Annotated in this window: 19 protein-coding genes and 2 pseudogenes; 4 read left to right on the top strand and 17 right to left on the bottom strand. The window is 36.3% G+C overall.

What is annotated here, in order from left to right; genetic code table 11:
* The 3 genes and pseudogenes from KVT11_RS04625 to KVT11_RS04615 all read right to left on the bottom strand — a co-directional run.
* A pseudogene (locus KVT11_RS04625) lies at positions 1-464 on the bottom strand (collagen-like triple helix repeat-containing protein); the annotation flags it as partial.
* Between the two features lie 44 nt (positions 465-508).
* A complete protein-coding gene (locus KVT11_RS04620) occupies positions 509-853 on the bottom strand; it encodes a DUF3992 domain-containing protein (protein WP_008343952.1) in 345 nt (114 codons plus the stop codon).
* 74 nt (positions 854-927) lie between these two features.
* On the bottom strand, positions 928-1,581 hold the full coding sequence (locus tag KVT11_RS04615) for a CotZ-related putative spore coat protein (protein ID WP_008343953.1): 654 nt from the start codon (positions 1,579-1,581) through the stop codon (positions 928-930).
* A 386-nt stretch (positions 1,582-1,967) separates the two neighbouring features.
* On the opposite strand from KVT11_RS04615, the gene KVT11_RS04610 reads away from it, so the two are divergent.
* Entirely contained in the window at positions 1,968-2,339 is a 372-nt protein-coding gene (locus tag KVT11_RS04610) for an iron chaperone (protein ID WP_008343954.1), read from the top strand.
* Between the two features lie 57 nt (positions 2,340-2,396).
* Here the strand turns inward: KVT11_RS04610 and KVT11_RS04605 are convergent, their stop codons facing one another.
* Entirely contained in the window at positions 2,397-2,978 is a 582-nt protein-coding gene (locus KVT11_RS04605; RefSeq protein ID WP_008343955.1) for an undecaprenyl-diphosphatase, read from the bottom strand.
* Positions 2,979-3,118: 140 nt separating this feature from the next.
* On the bottom strand, positions 3,119-3,661 hold the full coding sequence (locus KVT11_RS04600) for a GNAT family N-acetyltransferase (protein WP_008343957.1): 543 nt from the start codon (positions 3,659-3,661) through the stop codon (positions 3,119-3,121).
* A 186-nt stretch (positions 3,662-3,847) separates the two neighbouring features.
* Here KVT11_RS04600 and KVT11_RS04595 point away from each other — a divergent pair, with 186 nt between their 5' ends.
* Complete coding sequence (locus KVT11_RS04595; protein WP_008343958.1) at positions 3,848-4,309, top strand: macro domain-containing protein; 462 nt, start codon at positions 3,848-3,850, stop codon at positions 4,307-4,309.
* A gap of 69 nt (positions 4,310-4,378) precedes the next feature.
* Here KVT11_RS04595 and KVT11_RS04590 read toward each other — a convergent pair whose 3' ends face one another.
* The 9 genes from KVT11_RS04590 to KVT11_RS04555 form a co-directional block, all read right to left on the bottom strand.
* Positions 4,379-4,861 (bottom strand): TIGR01741 family protein, encoded by a 483-nt coding sequence (locus KVT11_RS04590; RefSeq protein WP_008343959.1) that lies wholly within the window; start codon positions 4,859-4,861, stop codon positions 4,379-4,381.
* 5 nt (positions 4,862-4,866) lie between these two features.
* Positions 4,867-6,792 carry a T7SS effector LXG polymorphic toxin gene (locus tag KVT11_RS04585; protein ID WP_008343960.1) on the bottom strand — a complete coding sequence of 642 codons (1,926 nt, stop codon included), beginning with the start codon at positions 6,790-6,792 and terminating at the stop codon, positions 4,867-4,869.
* A gap of 183 nt (positions 6,793-6,975) precedes the next feature.
* Positions 6,976-7,854, bottom strand: a complete 879-nt coding sequence (locus KVT11_RS04580) for a hypothetical protein (protein WP_008343961.1) — start codon at positions 7,852-7,854, stop codon at positions 6,976-6,978.
* A gap of 561 nt (positions 7,855-8,415) precedes the next feature.
* Positions 8,416-8,751, bottom strand: coding sequence for a hypothetical protein (locus KVT11_RS04575; protein WP_076821683.1), 336 nt, complete (start codon positions 8,749-8,751; stop codon positions 8,416-8,418).
* A 128-nt stretch (positions 8,752-8,879) separates the two neighbouring features.
* Positions 8,880-9,068 carry a hypothetical protein gene (locus tag KVT11_RS04570; RefSeq protein WP_017357918.1) on the bottom strand — a complete coding sequence of 63 codons (189 nt, stop codon included), beginning with the start codon at positions 9,066-9,068 and terminating at the stop codon, positions 8,880-8,882.
* A gap of 524 nt (positions 9,069-9,592) precedes the next feature.
* A complete protein-coding gene (locus KVT11_RS21250; RefSeq protein WP_255201816.1) occupies positions 9,593-9,727 on the bottom strand; it encodes a hypothetical protein in 135 nt (44 codons plus the stop codon).
* 2 nt (positions 9,728-9,729) lie between these two features.
* Entirely contained in the window at positions 9,730-10,821 is a 1,092-nt protein-coding gene (locus KVT11_RS04565) for a Rap family tetratricopeptide repeat protein (RefSeq protein WP_017359022.1), read from the bottom strand.
* Positions 10,822-11,240: 419 nt separating this feature from the next.
* Positions 11,241-11,678 (bottom strand): NUDIX hydrolase, encoded by a 438-nt coding sequence (locus KVT11_RS04560; protein ID WP_017359023.1) that lies wholly within the window; start codon positions 11,676-11,678, stop codon positions 11,241-11,243.
* Between the two features lie 29 nt (positions 11,679-11,707).
* Positions 11,708-12,547, bottom strand: coding sequence for an SMI1/KNR4 family protein (locus KVT11_RS04555; RefSeq protein ID WP_017359024.1), 840 nt, complete (start codon positions 12,545-12,547; stop codon positions 11,708-11,710).
* 191 nt (positions 12,548-12,738) lie between these two features.
* Between KVT11_RS04555 and KVT11_RS04550 the strand changes: the two genes are divergently transcribed.
* Complete coding sequence (locus KVT11_RS04550) at positions 12,739-13,158, top strand: stress protein (RefSeq protein WP_080995767.1); 420 nt, start codon at positions 12,739-12,741, stop codon at positions 13,156-13,158.
* A gap of 34 nt (positions 13,159-13,192) precedes the next feature.
* Positions 13,193-13,453 carry a YesK family protein gene (locus KVT11_RS04545; protein WP_017359025.1) on the top strand — a complete coding sequence of 87 codons (261 nt, stop codon included), beginning with the start codon at positions 13,193-13,195 and terminating at the stop codon, positions 13,451-13,453.
* Positions 13,454-13,614: 161 nt separating this feature from the next.
* Here the strand turns inward: KVT11_RS04545 and KVT11_RS04540 are convergent.
* The 3 genes and pseudogenes from KVT11_RS04540 to KVT11_RS04530 all read right to left on the bottom strand — a co-directional run.
* Positions 13,615-14,043, bottom strand: a pseudogene (locus KVT11_RS04540) (T7SS effector LXG polymorphic toxin); the annotation flags it as partial.
* A gap of 373 nt (positions 14,044-14,416) precedes the next feature.
* The gene (locus tag KVT11_RS20985; RefSeq protein WP_235690794.1) at positions 14,417-15,079 is read right to left on the bottom strand and encodes a DUF3986 family protein; all 663 of its coding nucleotides are present in this window, start codon (positions 15,077-15,079) and stop codon (positions 14,417-14,419) included.
* A gap of 199 nt (positions 15,080-15,278) precedes the next feature.
* On the bottom strand, positions 15,279-15,836 hold the full coding sequence (locus tag KVT11_RS04530; RefSeq protein ID WP_017359028.1) for a S8 family serine peptidase: 558 nt from the start codon (positions 15,834-15,836) through the stop codon (positions 15,279-15,281).
* Positions 15,837-16,066: the final 230 nt, after the last annotated feature.

The following is a 16,066-nucleotide window of genomic DNA, read 5'->3' as shown; positions in this document are numbered from 1 at the left end:
ACTCCGGTTGAACCCGTAGCTCCGGTTGGACCAGTTATTCCGGTTGAACCCGTGGCTCCCGTTGGACCAGTTATTCCGGTTGAACCTGTGGCCCCGGTTGGACCGGTTACTCCGGTTGAACCCGTAGCTCCGGTTGGACCAGTTATTCCGGTTGAACCCGTGGCTCCCGTTGGACCAGTTATTCCTGTTGAACCCGTGGCTCCCGTTGGGCCAGTTACTCCGGTTGAACCCGTGGCTCCGGTTGGACCAGTTATTCCTGTTGAACCCGTGGCTCCCGTTGGACCGGTTACTCCTGTTGAACCTGTGGCTCCCGTTGGGCCAGTTACTCCGGTTGAACCCGTGGCTCCCGTTGGACCAGTTACTCCTGTTGAACCCGTGGCTCCCGTTGGACCAGTTACTCCTGTTGAACCCGTGGCTCCAGTCGGACCGGTTATTCCTCCACACATATTAAGTTGGGCGCACATGTCTCACACTACTTTCAAACTGTGGAATCTTCAAGACACACACACTAATACTGATAATTGAGAGAAAACGAAACGACAATACTTCCAGTCGAGGTTCCACCAGTAGCTAAAATCCCAATCGAGTTCAGATCACTGAGCGTAATGGATCGACTCTCTCCTGGCGGTACCGTGAAATCAGGAACAGCTGTACCGTTTACCTCTAAAGCCACGGTAGGTGCTACAGCCACAATCCCATTGTTTTCCACCATGATGGTTCCGTTTATGACATAAGGTGTTCCATCTGTCCAGACGACAACTGCATCAGCTGCTGCTGCTAAATCAAGTGTGAAGCATACTGCATCATTTACAAAGCCCGCTTGTTCATTACTACATCCGCCTAAAATAGCCATTTTAACCCTCCTTCAACCTAGTCTTGATAGACTATGATCCATTGACCTTTGAAGATTGTGCGATTATCACAGCTTCAAAGCTTTATTTTTCTTTTTTTCACCATGTTGATTTGCATGTCTAATCGTGCTTGCACACTTTCAGTTGATGGAGATTTTAAGATAAATTTCACATCTTTCACAGTAATCGCACGACTTTCTCCTTTTTGGACAAGAAGATCATAACAAAATGTACCAGTTTGAATCCTAATAGCGACTGGTACATCCTGATGATCTTGATGATGCAACACAACAGTTGCCGTATTGAGAAATTTCGTTTCATTCCGCCATACTTCCACCGAACTGGGCGATGTGGAAAAACAAAGAAAGATGTGGTGAGATTCTATATTCTTTAAAATAAGCGCATCATATACAGGAAGCTCTACTTCAATCATTCCACATAAAAAAGAAAGATCTACAAGAATTTTCGAACTGGATCGATACAAAACTTTTTGACAGCATGTTGATCTATTGCAGCACGGTACAAGAAGTTCCAACAGCACACAATTTTGCTTTTCATTGATAGAGCTCAAAGAAAAATAGCAAGTCTTAAACACACTTCTTTCAAAAAACACCCATGAGTAAAAAGGTTCCCCATCTTCCATGGTGAGCAAAAAGGGAGAACTCATCGAACGTTTGTGAGTAAAGCCTTCTAATTTTGTTTGATTGTTTATCTCTTTTAGTTTACTCATCAACAGGTTTGTCACTTACAATCAGCCCAATTCCATGCTGTATACATAACTATATGGTCTTTTATCATATGTGCCTTTGACTATTTTGTGCGCGATTGGATTAGATGATGAGCATAGCTTTTCATTTTTCAAGTTTCTCTATATAATATGAACAAGAACTTCCGTGCCTCAGTAGCTCTAGAAGGGAAGAGCGCCGTAAAACAATTGTAGCTGGCGGGTCGCAAGGCAAGGGTTTCAGAAGCACCGAAAAGCAAATGAGCTGAGACAGGTGAAACTCCTGTCGGTGAAATTCCGTAGGGAAGCGTGTTGCCCCCTAGCCTATGCTTACGAAAGGAGTGCGGGTTCGAATCCCGTCTGAGGCTTGATGAATATGGAGGATGAAAACAATGCAGGTTTTTGAAGAATATGTAAGCAACATCGGTCATCCAGAGCTGAAACAGCGCATGCAAGACATCTTACAATGGATTTCAGACACATTCCCTCAATTAGAGCCCAGAATTGCTTGGAATCAGCCCATGTTCACAGATCATGGCACATTTATTATCGGATTTAGCGTCGCAAAACACCACATTTCTGTCGCACCAGAAGGAAAAGGGATTGATCACTTTTCAGCAGATATTGTACAAGCTGGTTATGACCATGGAAAAAAGATGTTTCGGATGAAGGAAAGCTTACCGATTGACTATCCTCTACTTAAAAAAATCATTGAATTTAACATTGAAGACAAAGCAGATTGTTCCACATTTTGGCGAAAATAATAAACACCCCGATCTGATTTCATAACAGATTGGGGTGTTTTTTCGTGGACTTACATTTTATTTGGTTCTCTCTCCTGCCCATTTCTGCTCCACCCATTCAAAGCACGACAGAAGCAGGCTAACGCCCTTTTGGAATAGCGGCAAATAAACAACCGTTACCGCCGTTAAACAAGCGATCACAGCACCTGCCAGCACATCAAATGGATAATGAACACCTACCCAAATCCTTGAAAATCCTACAGCGCAGGCAATGAAAAGCCAATAAATACGACGCTTGTGAAAAAGCCATAAGACTATACAAATGGAAAAAATAAAAATGGTGTGATCACTCGGAAAAGAGTTGTTCACTTCCTTTTCGATTAAAAGATTAACATGATTCAATTCTGCAAAGGGTTGCTGATTGGAATAAAAGAGCCCAGCGACTTTCCCTAACATCTCTGCCAAGATAAAGGTCAACCCAGCAGATATCATCATCCATCTGTTTCTTCTGCTCCGATTTTGAAACCACATGATCAAAAATATGATCGCAATGAACATCACTGAATATTCAGCCAATCCAATAAGAACTGGATTTAAGACATCGTGATTCATACTAAGTTGATTAATCGACCGAAATACCCGTTCATTAAACTCCTGCATCTCATTTCATTCCTTTTGCTTCGTTTAGGAAAAGGATAAATGAAAAAAGAAGACCGTGACATCGATCGAGCGAACAAAATAAAGGGATCATCTCACATTTTTGTTACTTCGTTGTCATTCGGATACCAAGAAACAAAGCACTATTTAGAATGATACTGCTCCCATTCTTTTTTCAGCAAAGCATATTGATAGGTGTTGTCATATTTAGGGGTGCCATCCTCATTTGTAGTAAATGAAACAAACTCAAGAAAGAGGCCTTCTTTCCTCATGCCTAAACGCTCACATAATGTTTGAGATCGATCATTGTCATCTTCTACATATGCATATAAGCGCCTTGCTCCTTGATTGACAAATAGATATGACAAGAGAGCTTCTGCACTTTCACGGGCATATCCCTTCCCTTCATATAACGCATGAAAATTCCAGCCAATTGAATACGTGTCAGGCTTATCTTTTAAATGAAACAGTTCACCGATAATCAACTGACTTTCTTTTAAACAAATCGCCATATAAGAGTGATCTGCTTTTCTTTTTTGCACCTTAGCGACCGCTTCTTCTAATGTAGAGATTTGATCATCCAGAAAACAATTTACTCTTGGATGAGATAAGTATGCAAGCATTCCAGGTGCATCTTCATCGCGAAATGGTCTAAGAATTAACCGTTTTGTTTCTATTTTATCCATAAGGCTCTCCTTACTATTTCTTCTTTATCTTTCATAATTTTAGATGTCATGGACTGTTTTTGATCATTTGATCGCATGGACGTATCCATTTTTTAAACTCCAAGCGCTTTTTGTAATGAAATAATGTCACCAAAACTGATATAATAGAACATAAGTTTGCATTTTATTGAAAAGGGATGACTTGAAATGATCAAAACGATAGAAGGCAATATTTTAGACGCAGAAGAAGATATCATCTGTCACCAAGTGAATTGTAAGGGTGTCATGGGAGCAGGATTAGCAAAGCAAATCAAAAGCAAATACCCAAATGTGTATAAAGACTATAAACGTTTATGTGCAGAACAAGGAGATGACTTATTAAGCTCCGTCCAGCTCATCACAACAAACGACGGAAAAACCATTGCCAACTTATTCGCTCAAGTTGGATACGGAAGAAAAACAAAACAAACAGATGACGACGCATTACGCAGCTGCTTTGAACATCTAAAACAGACAGTGACAAATCCAAATGAAGAGAACCTCCTTCATTCTATCGCCATTCCTTATGGGATCGGCTGCGGCTTGGCAGGTGGCGATTGGACGGTTGTTCGAGAGATGATAGAAGAGGTCCTTGGTGAGTGTGAAGTGACGGTTTATCGGTTTAAATAGGTAAAATGGGAAATTCTTATGAAACAAATATTACAAAAACCCTCCTTCATTCATTTGGAGGGTCATTTGCTATTTGCTATTTTCTTCTTTATTTTTCAAATAATTTAGCACAGCTTCTTTATCTTTCTCGTCTTCTGGTAAAAACCCGAACGTTTTATACTCCCATACGGCTCTTCTCTGGATACCATAAAGCCCTATAGATAAAATATCTTCATAGCCATAATCAATCGAGAATTTCCCTGTTTTATCTAATTGTAGGGTAGCTGTTGTCCAAGCACCTAAATCATTTTGTATATATGCTTTTTTCAATTCTTCAAAAGTTTTACTTAGTTCGTATAATAAATGAATGTATGTTGACTTACTTACATTATATTTAAGTGGAATTTCATGTCCATAAACATACTCTTCACTATTAGTCTCGTTGAAACAAAATGTAATTCCAGCCGAATCATCAAGGATTTCTGCATACATCCAAACTTTATCCCAATCATATGGTATTAATTCATTAATTGATTCTGCTATCTTTTTATAATAGTGTTCTATTGATTCCATTATCTTTAACCTCCAGGTTGATTCTTGATAAATTCTTGAACATAACTTTTTCCTACTTTATATTCCACAAAAAAACTATCAGGTCTTAGCAAATCACCTTGATAAATAGGCTCAATACTTACCTCTACATGTTTAGGTGGAATCTCTTTGAGTGCAGCCAACCATTCCTGCTCCATGTTATACCATTTCCCGCCACTACGATTAATCTGGGAATTCATCGGAAGTAGGTTATCAATATCCCCAGACCCTTTAAAAATAGATGCAATTAAATGCCCTCCATCATCATCCAGTAATCGATCCGGCTTTCCTGAATTGGATTGAGCATATTGGTTTCTTTTCATCTCTCCATATTTTAAATCACTTGCTTCGACTTTGACAATGCGGCCATAGTGATCTGTTGTGTAGGTGTAACCTTGCTTTGTTGAATAAACGACATTCGGTTTTAATACCTTTTTGCGTTTCCATCGCACATAGTGCTCTCCGTAACTGACAACGGTCGGTGGTGATTTAGGTGCTGGTAATCTTCTGCCTGTCTGAGAGGTACCGTATCCTGAGTTGTTGTCTAGACGCTTTGCCATGGAGAGGAGTTTATTTTTGAGATTTTCTCCATCAAATACATTGTACGGGAGCTTCGGTCCACCAGCCATTTGAAACTTTGGTGAATATGGCAATAGACCAGGAATAGAGACTCTATCTAATGATTTTGCTCCTTGTTCAAGGCCTTTCTTCACTGTTGTTTTGGCCGCTGTTGTCCCTGTTTTTGTGATGGCTCCTGCCCCTTTAGACCCAAAGACAATTTCTGCTAGAGAACCAGTCGCATAGGCGAACCAGTGTGATCTCGAGTAGGCATCACCTTCAATGACCTCTTTTTGGAATGAATCAGAAATAGATTTTCCAATCGCTTTCGACGTTTCAATTGGATGAGAAACAGCCGTTACGACAGATTCAACGGCACCTCCAGGATCTGTCACAAGATCGTAGATGCCAACTACTGTATCTTTTGCCACATCATATAGACCAACTGCAGCACCTTTGACACTATCAATAAATACCTCCGAGGCCTCTTCCTGAGCTTTGATTTGGAGAAGCTGGCTGTAATACATTTTTTGATCATATGTGAGATTCTCATATCCGATCTCGTCTACAATCTCAAAGTATTTCGCTTCTGATAGACACGAAGGATCATTGAGCTTTTCTTTCAATTCTTTGATTCTTCGTTTTTCTTTTTCTTCGTTTTTCACCTTTAAATAGGCTTTTACTTGAGCATCAATTTGATCATGGTTCTTGTACACGTCTGTCTCATGAAATGCTTTTGCATCATAATACATTGGCTGCGCATTCTTTCCTTTTCCAGTAGCAGCCATCATCTTTGCATAAAAAGTGTTGAGGTGGTTCTCAACCGCTTCTGACTTTGCGTATTCCGTTTTTAAATCATTGTCTATTTGATGTAAAACTTCAATGGTCTCTTTTCTTTTTTTGTTCGCATCGTCTAAATGTTCATTGACCTCTTTACTTGAAAAAGTATGTAATTCAATTAAATCACTAATATCATCAAAAATAGTGGAAAGTGCCTCTTTTTGTTCTTTGACCATATCTTTATTGTTCTGAATCCCTTGTTTCAATTGAGTGTCTAAAAAGTGCTCATCAATAAAAGTACTCCCGCCTAATGATTCATCATCAAGCTTTCCTTTCACCCCATCTAAAAAAGCTTTCTGCATATCGATAAAATCAAGATATGTGTCTGTGTACAGCGCAAGATCCTCATAAAAAGATTTGATATTGTCTGCACCTTTTCCAGTAAATTCATCACCTAAGCCCGACACACTTTTTAATGCTTTTTTCACAAGTTTCATTTCTTCTTGAAGCTCATGATAGGCCTTTGATCTCTGTTCTACAGCTGATAGTAAAGATGGAGCATCTAATATTTTCATATAAAAAAGACTCCTTTTATGGCATATTCTTTTACTAGAATACCATAAGGAGCCTGACACTTTAATCCACTTTATCGTTTTTTAACCAATTTTGAAGAATTTGAACATACTCATTGAATGAGATGCTGTTATCAATAGGAATTAATAAGGAATCCTAATAAAGAGAAGGGCTTCCCTCTTCTCTTATCTATCTCCATATACAAAGCTATATTCTGTAACTAAATCATCTCCCCAACTATCACTAAAACTTATTGAAGCTGGGCCAACACTAATGGAAATACCATTTATTGTTGCATAAGTGTGATGATATTTTGTGATAATATTTGCAGGATCTCCTTTTTTAGACTTTGGAACAAGTACATCTCTATCCATTGTTATAAATTGAGTATCTCCATAGCCAGGTGAAAGAATAACTCCATGACCATAATTTTTGTATGAGTCTGTATCAGCTGATAGTTGTTTATCTTCTGTTACATGTGTGAGGCCACCTTTACCATCAGCAACGGCCTTTTGTTGCTGCCAATACCCCTCAAAAGTACCTGATAAAGGGACTGCAGATGTATCCCAAGCTACTGCAAACGCATCTTTTTTATGGTTAACAGGCTTTTTAAACCATTCGGCATAAGAATGATATTGATATTTATAATTAGTTCCAGATGTACCTTTATAAAAAACTTGTTGAGAAATAAGCAGTTTGCTATTTGTTGCCGGATCGGTTGGCGGTAAAGATGATAAGGTATGTATTTTATCAGATTCTCCTAAATCACCATTATCTTTCAACCCTACATCTTCGTATGAAATACTTTTTCCTGTGAGCTTTTTATACTTCTTTATGTCCTCTAATTTTGTTTTTGCAATCCGCTTTTCATTCTCAGAATTATATTCAATTCGTTCTCCATCTAGTGAATTATAATATGTAGTAGACTTGACAACTTCAAGTTTGACTGAATGTTCTTGGCTTGTATTATCTTTAGTTTCCTTACTTTTTGCACTTGAAATACCCCCAAACATTGTCAATGAGAATACGAAAGCTAGTAAAATGAGTATGAACCTGATTTTCATCCCAAACACCTCCGCCCACACACTACCATATAAAGAAAAAATCGTAAATATCTCAAGTATGGTTTTTATTATTATAAGAAAATACAAAGATTAGAATTAACCAAAAAGACAATACTTCAAACAGTCCACTGTTGTATATTTTTGAAAAAGGTAAAATCAAAGTAAAATAAGTTAAAATGATGGCTCCTAACAACATATATAATGTGCGTTTCATTTACATCCCCCCAACAATTTTTTCTCAACGATATCATATTTTTTAAGACCTTTCAAAAATGATTTAGCAAAGTTGCTCTTATAGTCTACACTTCGGTAGGCAGTACTCACATAGATTACTTTCACGTTCAAACTCCATCACAACTTCATCAAATTATGATAGCAATCATTAAGACACTTATTAATTTTTTGCATCTCAAATCACTTGGGGTTGTAATGCCACCCTGTAATATTCTGTTTACCATTTATTTATTTTCACACCTACATAACTTTCTCCATCCCTTACTCCAAGTAAACACAAAGCTAAAAAAGGTGAAACTATACTCCACTAAAAAAAGAAAAACCCTATTATAAGAGTTTTTCTTTTTTGGAATCGTAGTCTTTAATAATATCAATTGGATCAATCGCATCATCATCTTGTGTATATTCCTCTACATAAGGAGTAATTAATTTCTCAAACTGCTTTTCATCATCCACTAGAGCAATACAAGTTTCATACCCTTCAAAATCAGATGGGTATAAATTTGCAACAGCACTACCAGTTTTTAAAGCCTGATCTATCGCATTTTTTAATTCCAATAGACCCTTCCTGTTTCCTAAAATCAATGCTTCTCTGTGATGAGTTTCTTGAGCATATATATTACACATCTCTAGAACATCATCATCATCCACTTGAATAGACATATAAAAGCACCTCCGAAGTTAAATTTAGTTCATTTTATAATTCTTAATGTCAACATGCCAAAGAGCCATGACCTCAAACGTCTGATCCCAATAGTGATTGCGGACACCGCAAACAAAAATAGCTCAAACTACTTAACTGTACTTTGCTCCTTTTTATATTTCATTACTTTTATAATTCTATAAACTATTACAGCAACATAGCACACAACTAAGGTAATCAGATATTCAAAAGGAAAATCTCTTTGTACACCTTGATAAAGAAAAATTGCTAAAAGGACTGTAAACAAAATTATTTGAAAAACTTCTTTTTTTATCATCCAAATCCTCCGATATACTTTCACTTACGTTTTATACTTTTAATTACAATCCAGAGAAAGTTATGTTACCGTGAAATTATAAAACAATCAGTTTCAACATTCTACAGTCAGTTCCATATTTAGGATTTAAGTAACAAAATTGAAAGTATGTACTATATTTGTTTTTACCTCAAATTGTTTTCTTCTCTTTCTTCATAAAAACATCTTGAAATTCTTCATACATTTTTTCAGCTTTTCAGAATCCCATACTTTATACAGCTCTCACATAAATATATACAGTGAAATTGGGTAATACCCATATTTTCTCTAACTGACATTAAAAGTTTCCTCTTCAAAAAGCTTAATAAATTCATTTGTTTTTTAGTATCTCTATACGCTGCCATCAAAGTAAATGGAGCATCTAATATAAAAAAGACTCCATTATGGCATATTCTTTTATACCATAAGGAGCCTGACACTTTAATCCACTTTATCATTTTTTAAACAATTATACTTCGCAGTGATGAATTAAAACCCTATCCCTTTTATGATCCTGCACCTCTTGAGGAAAGTAACACTATCTCATCTTTAACATCTGACTGAGTTTGTTGTACAACAGGCATTCCAAGAATTGTACCTAATAGCAAAGCAGTAGTAATCATCATCATTACTTTTTTCATGATCATATGACCTCCTTTCCTATAAGCGTACAAGATTTTAAAGCCAATTCCAAGAAATAGTTACTTTCTTCATAAAGATTTAACTTCTTATAAATGGAGGCAACATCAGGAGCTAAAGCCTCTATATCAACATATGCTTTTCTTTCTTCCAAAAGTCCTAGTTCTTTCTTAATATCCTCAGAGCTTTCCTGTGGTGTTGTATAACATTTCTCAAGGATATTGAATTTCAAAATAAAGTTTGTGTTCTGCTGTTCTTTAGAAAAGGCTTTCCCCTCAGCAACCCAACTTATTGCCTGATCCAACTGATTTGATTTATAGCTTGATCTTGCAAATTCATACGCACATTGTAAGTATGAAACGGGAGCTGACTGTTTTAGATCATCTGCGGAAATTGCTTTGTTGAAATATTCAATTGCTTCTATATGGTGGTCATCCTGAATTTTTAGAAATCCTAGATCATAATAAGCTAACGCTAACAATCTCTTATCATTCTTTTCAATTAGTCTCTCAACACAATCCAAAAGCATTTTTTCAGCTTTGTCTAGTCTACCATCATCAATCAAATTCAGTGCCAACAACATATTACAGTTTATGGTCTGTATGCTGTAGCCTTCATGACCCTTGTAGATGTCCTTTGCTGTTTGTAGATGATGGTGAGAAAGGAGCGTGACCTTATTGAAATAGTAGAGTGTACCAATTTTATAATGGAATTCGGCCTTTTCAATTTCATCATGTACCTTGTCCAGTTGTCTCTCAGCTACTCTGAATAGGACTAGAGCTTCTGAATAGTTATTCTTTGCACTCTCATACATACCTTTAAAAAGATAAAAGTAAAACCTTAGCATGTCATCTGTTTTGACTCTTTCACTTTCTGTTATTGTTGGTTGCCCCACTAAATCTTCCATCAGTACCTTAAACCTGTAATCAAGAATATTGAAATAGAGTAAAACATCTTGATTTTCTTCCATTTCGTCTAACATATCTTGAATCTCATCCCTCAACTCTACTGCTTGTGAAACTTCCCTCTTTTTAATATGTAAATACCATTTGTTGAGAGTGTTTGCTACATCTACAGAAGCAATCAAATTCGACATTCCATTACCCCCTTGCTATCATTTCCTTTGTATAATTTTAACATGACATTTACAACATATGTAAAGACAAGGTGCTTATTTTAAAAGTTTTCGGTATCCCGCAAAATACATGAAATCCAAACCGTTAATCAAACTTTTGTTCTCATTCGCTATTTAGAAGTTTTTCAAAAATAAAATAAAGTAAAGTGTAGATTTTTGATTTACTTAAATAAAAAGAAGGACTTAGATGAACACAGGGTTATTTAAATGTTTTATTGGGAATGCGCCTAAAGAAGAACTTGATAGGATACTTCATATTTCACTATGTAAGGAGGAACCTGAATTGATTGAAGAAGCAAAAGAGCTTTGCTTTAGAGGTGTAGCAAAGTTTCTTCCGTTTAATTCTCGTTCTACTATTGGCTTTGTTAACAACATTTCAATTATTTTGATAGCCTTTTATTTAGTTCCCACAAAGCTGTTTTGTTACTATCCCATTTTAAAAGAGTTACCGCTTCCTCAAAACACACCCATTTATAATCAACGTGTTCTTTAGATAATTTAATATTTTTTGTAGAAACTTTAACGCCAAAAGAAAATTCTTTTATCACATAAACATCTTTTCCCCAAAGAAATTCACCAACTACATCCTCTACGGGTAGTGAAGACACAGAATCGAGTGTTATATATGGACATTCTCTTATAATACCAGCCTCTTCAAACGCTTCCCGTTTTGCTGCTTCAATAGGAGCCTCACCATCTTCCCCACCACCAGCTATTCCTTGCCAATAACCATAATCGCTTCGATGAAAAATAGCATATAGAATGGAATTTTCAGTTTCTATATAAGGAAATATCAATACTTGATACGGTGCTCTCATTGCTTAACCTCTTTTTCTTAAAATTCACCTTAAATAATACTCTCGAACTGACTAAGAATAAGTTCGCCTACATTTACTACAAGTGGATCTTCATTACTTTGTAAGAAATCGGATATTTGTTGCACCAGCTCTTTAATATTATTATTAATTGGCATATTTGGATTCAATAAGAGAATGTTAATAATCGTATCAGCTACTTGATAAAGATCATCTTCATCTTTTGTTTTTTCAATGTGATATTGCATCTTTTTAAAAAACCATTCATTTTCGTTCAAATCAACCATCGGGTAATATTGAATTTTATACAGATTACCTTCATCAAGCACGTCCAATTCAAATATAGCTTCGAGTTCTTCTTTACTTAAATGATCTTCAGAAAGTTCATATTCAGCCGCTGCTGCTTCCTCATCAACAGTATACTCAGCTGTATAAAGCCCCTCAATGAATTCATCAAAGGAATCAGCTAACTTAAAGTCTTCTTCCATCTCAACATCAAAATAATGAATGGCAGGATTCTCTTTCGTTTTTCGATAATCCATCGCTACCCAAGTGTGACCATCCCCGTTAATTAAGACAAGCCCTTCTGGCAGCTCCCACTCTTTTATCAAATAGGCACTATCCATAATTCCTTCATCTTCAGCAATTCCCAGCAGGTGATTAAATTGAATATGATCCTCGGCCCATGAATTAGAGTGAGTGGTTGGAAAAGCATTATGAATGGTATAACCACCATTCTGTTCTAATATGAGCTTTTTATATGTATCTGGCAAAGTGATACCAAGTTTCTTTTCAGCCTTAGCTATTTCTGCTTCGTTGACCTTTTTTAACGTATAGTAACCTTCCTCGTCTATTTCCCAAAATGATTTCAAGATGAATGCCTCCTAGTAAAATATGCACATAAGTATACCATCTTGCTGAGTATATTTAACAATTTAGGCAAAATAAAAGAAGAATATTAGTTACTTAGTCATTCACGTTGTCTATTTTTGTCGAAACGATAGTAAAAAGAAGGTACTTCATGTAAAATTTCCTTTGCACCTAAAAATCAGGAGGATCCAATATGAAGAAATTATCTATATTCATTTTTATTTGTTTAATGATGCTAACAGCCTGCAGTAGCGCAGCATCAAATGAAAAACAGCTCACGACAGCCAATATTATTGAAGCTTTTAAAAGTGCTGGGCTTGAAGCAGAAAAACCATCTGATCTTAAACAAAAAGAGTTTGGAAATATAAGAGAAGAAGGAAAAAGAATTCTTATTCCTTCCTTAGGTGAAAATGCTGGTGGAAGGATTTTTAAATTTGGAAATGAAACTGATTTACAGCAGGCGAAATCCTATTATGATGAGTTAGGCAATGCTGGATCTATGTTCTTCTCTCACACCTATTCAAAGGGGAATTTTCTATTACAAATGAACGGTGAAATGAAAGATTCTGAATTTGAAAAGTATAAGAAAGTAATGGATGAGGAAATAAGATAATTTCATATATTTTTAAAAGAAGGAAGGTCAACAAATGTCATCATTTTGGCTGCTAACAGTTATTCTTACGATTTTTATACTGGGTGTTTCTTTGATCTTTAAAAGAAAGAATGCACCTTTACAGTATGGAATACCATCAATTCTCATCTTCATCAGTATGATCTTATTATTAATCAGTTTTTTCGTAGGAAAGTGGGAAGGTTTAGGACTGGGTGCAATCAGTATATCTTTACTGATTGCATCTGTGATCACCTTAATTATAAATGCCATCTTGAGTTATTTTAGGAGTAAATAACATAGAGCAACTTCCAATTCAGAAGTTGCGTACTTTTTAATCTTCAGGGTACTCAAAGATAACGGACATGCTTTTAAAAGTGCTTCGACCCTTTCAATAATTGGAGGAAATGCTTAAGTGTTACCCTCTTCCCACCTTCCTTACGCTGCGGAATAAGGCTTGGTTTTGCTATCGAATACCTCCAGTGAAATGAGGTCATCGATATCTTCAAAAATCGTTTTAAGAGCATTTTTTTGATCCTTCACAATGCTTTTGGCGTTTTTCATGACCATATGTACTGCATTGTCTAAAAAGTGTTCTTCTACAAAGGTGTCCCCGCCAAAGCTCGTATCATCAATCATACCAGATACACCATCATGAAAGGCTTTCTGCTTATCGATGAAGCTGATAAACATATCTACATTTCCGGCGAGCTCTTTGTAGAAACTTTTAATGTTATCCGCACCTTTCACAGTGAAATCGTCACTGAGATTTGCTACGCCTTGTAGTGCCTTTTTTAAATCAATCATTTGTTCGCGGAGTTCCTGATAATGTTTCGCCCTTGCGTCCATGGCACTGATTAGTGCTTTAGCATCAAGTATCTTCCCCAGAAGAAGTCACTCCCTCCTATCCATTAACAAGGTCAATTTTACCAACGTGATGGCTGTCATTAAATAGGAGTAAAGATACAAAAAACACAACATAAAAGTGGACACCCATTGTGTGGCACTTAAAGCGCCCAATGGTCAGCGTCCGCAGGTTCTTCTTTCTGGACAAAATATTCATGTTCGCTTTTTCTCGGCAATGCAAATAAAAAAAGTGCCCATAAACATGGACACTTTGGTTCTATTATTCCCAAAACGCATCGCCTTCAGAATCAATATACTTCTAGAAAAGTTTTAAAGTCTACATAACAGTCTTTAAACAGATAAAGATATCTTCTTCTATATCATTTTATTTATTGTAACGTATCACACAAAAACGCTATGCTTTTATTAAACCATTTTCTTTTAGAAATTGTTCGAACAATGCATCACCTTTATCCTCAATATCTTCATCATCAATATTATACTCTCCAACCAACAAAACAAAATCATCATATTTTTCATATTTTTGTTCAAGTTTTATACCATAGCTTTCTTGATAAAAAAACAATAACCATTTCCCTGAATCTAAACTTTTTAAAAACACTCCTTCATAATCTAAATCATTTTCATAATAGCCTACATGCAAATGCATTGTATCGTCTAAGTTAAGCAACGTTGATCTCCCCTTTAGAAAATAACATGATGATCTTTTAGATTTGGTGGAACATGATAATGCAGAACAGCAGGTCTTCCATGTTTTATAGGTGCATAATCTAGTCTGAATAGTGGTTTTTTTGCTACGTACCTGTATAATGCGCCCTCCTGATCCAGGGCCATCAATAATACGATTTTGAGGCGCCTTTAATGCTTTCTGCACATATGGTCTAGCTACTTTCCATCCTTTTTGCATTCCCTTTTTTCCAACTTGAGAAATTAATAATCTTAAAGCAGCAGCCACCACCGGTATCCACTGACCAGTTACACTGTCTTCTTTCAATTCAGCATTCTGACTCTGTAACGCTAAAGTTTCTTCTATTTCAATAAATACTGGATCATTCAAAAGAAAGTCAAATTCTTTATTAAAGTTTGAAACATCTATACTGGTATCCTCGTATCTTGTTCAATCAATTGATCACTAACCACAAGTTCACTATTCAGTGAAGTTACGCTCTAAGAATATGCTGGAGTCACCGCGGAAAACATAGAATAAAAGACAGTACTACTAAAATAAGCTTATTCTTCATATAAACCTTAGTTTCTCAAAAAAATTTAACTGTATCCATAACTGAATACCCATTTATTTTATCTGAATTTTTGATTTTTTCCCATGATTTTTTAGAGATTGTGGATTTATTATAAGAAGAATATTCTTCAAAAAAGAGAGCAGCAAGACCTGCCATGTAGGCAGCCGCCATTGAAGTACCACTACTATATAAAAAAGAACCATCTTTTGAATAACTTTTTATATAATGCCCCGGAAGTAACACATTTAATCCATTACCTACAGTTGTCCCTTTCCATATATCACCGTTCATATTTAATGCTCCTACAGCAATAACACCTTCAAATTTAGCAGGGTAGAGTATATCACTCTTTTCTTGTAACCCATAATTCCCAACCGATGATATTACAACAATAAGTGCCTCATCCAAATTTTCAGCCCAAGACTTTTGAACAACCAAGGTATTACCACTAAGGAACCTTACTAAAATATCATCCTCGGCTACTTTAAGTACATAACCTGCTTTATTAAGTTGTTCTCTTTTTCCTTTCTTAGATGCTTTAATCCAGTCTCCTTCTAAGAATTTGTTTTTCATCTGATAATCCTCCACCTTTTCCTGATCCGACTAAGCAGTTCATAGAGATGAACACGATGTCCATCCTCTAAGCGATAAAGTAGGAACCACCGTTTTGATCGTTTGCGTGCCATCTTAAGCAGCCCCGGTCTTCCTCTTCTTTTTAATCATTCTCGTCAGAATCGTCTTGCACACTTTGAGGGCAATCTAATCATTAGTAGCTGCTTCTCATCTTTCTGCATAGGTACAGC

Origin of the sequence: Bacillus sp. GbtcB10 (assembly GCF_019091365.1) — a bacterium.
In the GTDB taxonomy this organism is placed as follows: Bacteria; Bacillota; Bacilli; order Bacillales; family Bacillaceae; genus Bacillus; species Bacillus altitudinis.
The sequence above is the reverse complement of the archived record's forward strand: the minus strand, read 5'-3'. Positions and strand labels throughout refer to the sequence as shown.

Excerpts from the sequence above, each read along its gene's own strand:
- KVT11_RS04610 (WP_008343954.1), top strand. The coding sequence starts at position 1,968 with ATGCAGGTTTTTGAAGAATATGTAAGCAACATCGGTCATCCAGAGCTG.
- KVT11_RS04620 (WP_008343952.1), bottom strand. The coding sequence starts at position 853 with ATGGCTATTTTAGGCGGATGTAGTAATGAACAAGCGGGCTTTGTAAAT.
- KVT11_RS04575 (WP_076821683.1), bottom strand. The coding sequence starts at position 8,751 with ATGTCTATTCAAGTGGATGATGATGATGTTCTAGAGATGTGTAATATA.
- KVT11_RS04550 (WP_080995767.1), top strand. The coding sequence starts at position 12,739 with ATGAAGAAATTATCTATATTCATTTTTATTTGTTTAATGATGCTAACA.
- KVT11_RS04560 (WP_017359023.1), bottom strand. The coding sequence starts at position 11,678 with ATGAGAGCACCGTATCAAGTATTGATATTTCCTTATATAGAAACTGAA.
- KVT11_RS04585 (WP_008343960.1), bottom strand. The coding sequence starts at position 6,792 with ATGAAAATATTAGATGCTCCATCTTTACTATCAGCTGTAGAACAGAGA.
- KVT11_RS04545 (WP_017359025.1), top strand. The coding sequence starts at position 13,193 with ATGTCATCATTTTGGCTGCTAACAGTTATTCTTACGATTTTTATACTG.
- KVT11_RS04605 (WP_008343955.1), bottom strand. The coding sequence starts at position 2,978 with ATGCAGGAGTTTAATGAACGGGTATTTCGGTCGATTAATCAACTTAGT.
- KVT11_RS04580 (WP_008343961.1), bottom strand. The coding sequence starts at position 7,854 with ATGAAAATCAGGTTCATACTCATTTTACTAGCTTTCGTATTCTCATTG.
- KVT11_RS04595 (WP_008343958.1), top strand. The coding sequence starts at position 3,848 with ATGATCAAAACGATAGAAGGCAATATTTTAGACGCAGAAGAAGATATC.
- KVT11_RS04590 (WP_008343959.1), bottom strand. The coding sequence starts at position 4,861 with ATGGAATCAATAGAACACTATTATAAAAAGATAGCAGAATCAATTAAT.
- KVT11_RS04615 (WP_008343953.1), bottom strand. The coding sequence starts at position 1,581 with ATGAGTAAACTAAAAGAGATAAACAATCAAACAAAATTAGAAGGCTTT.
- KVT11_RS04570 (WP_017357918.1), bottom strand. The coding sequence starts at position 9,068 with ATGATAAAAAAAGAAGTTTTTCAAATAATTTTGTTTACAGTCCTTTTA.
- KVT11_RS04600 (WP_008343957.1), bottom strand. The coding sequence starts at position 3,661 with ATGGATAAAATAGAAACAAAACGGTTAATTCTTAGACCATTTCGCGAT.
- KVT11_RS04565 (WP_017359022.1), bottom strand. The coding sequence starts at position 10,821 with ATGTCGAATTTGATTGCTTCTGTAGATGTAGCAAACACTCTCAACAAA.
- KVT11_RS04530 (WP_017359028.1), bottom strand. The coding sequence starts at position 15,836 with ATGAAAAACAAATTCTTAGAAGGAGACTGGATTAAAGCATCTAAGAAA.
- KVT11_RS21250 (WP_255201816.1), bottom strand. The coding sequence starts at position 9,727 with ATGAAAAAAGTAATGATGATGATTACTACTGCTTTGCTATTAGGTACA.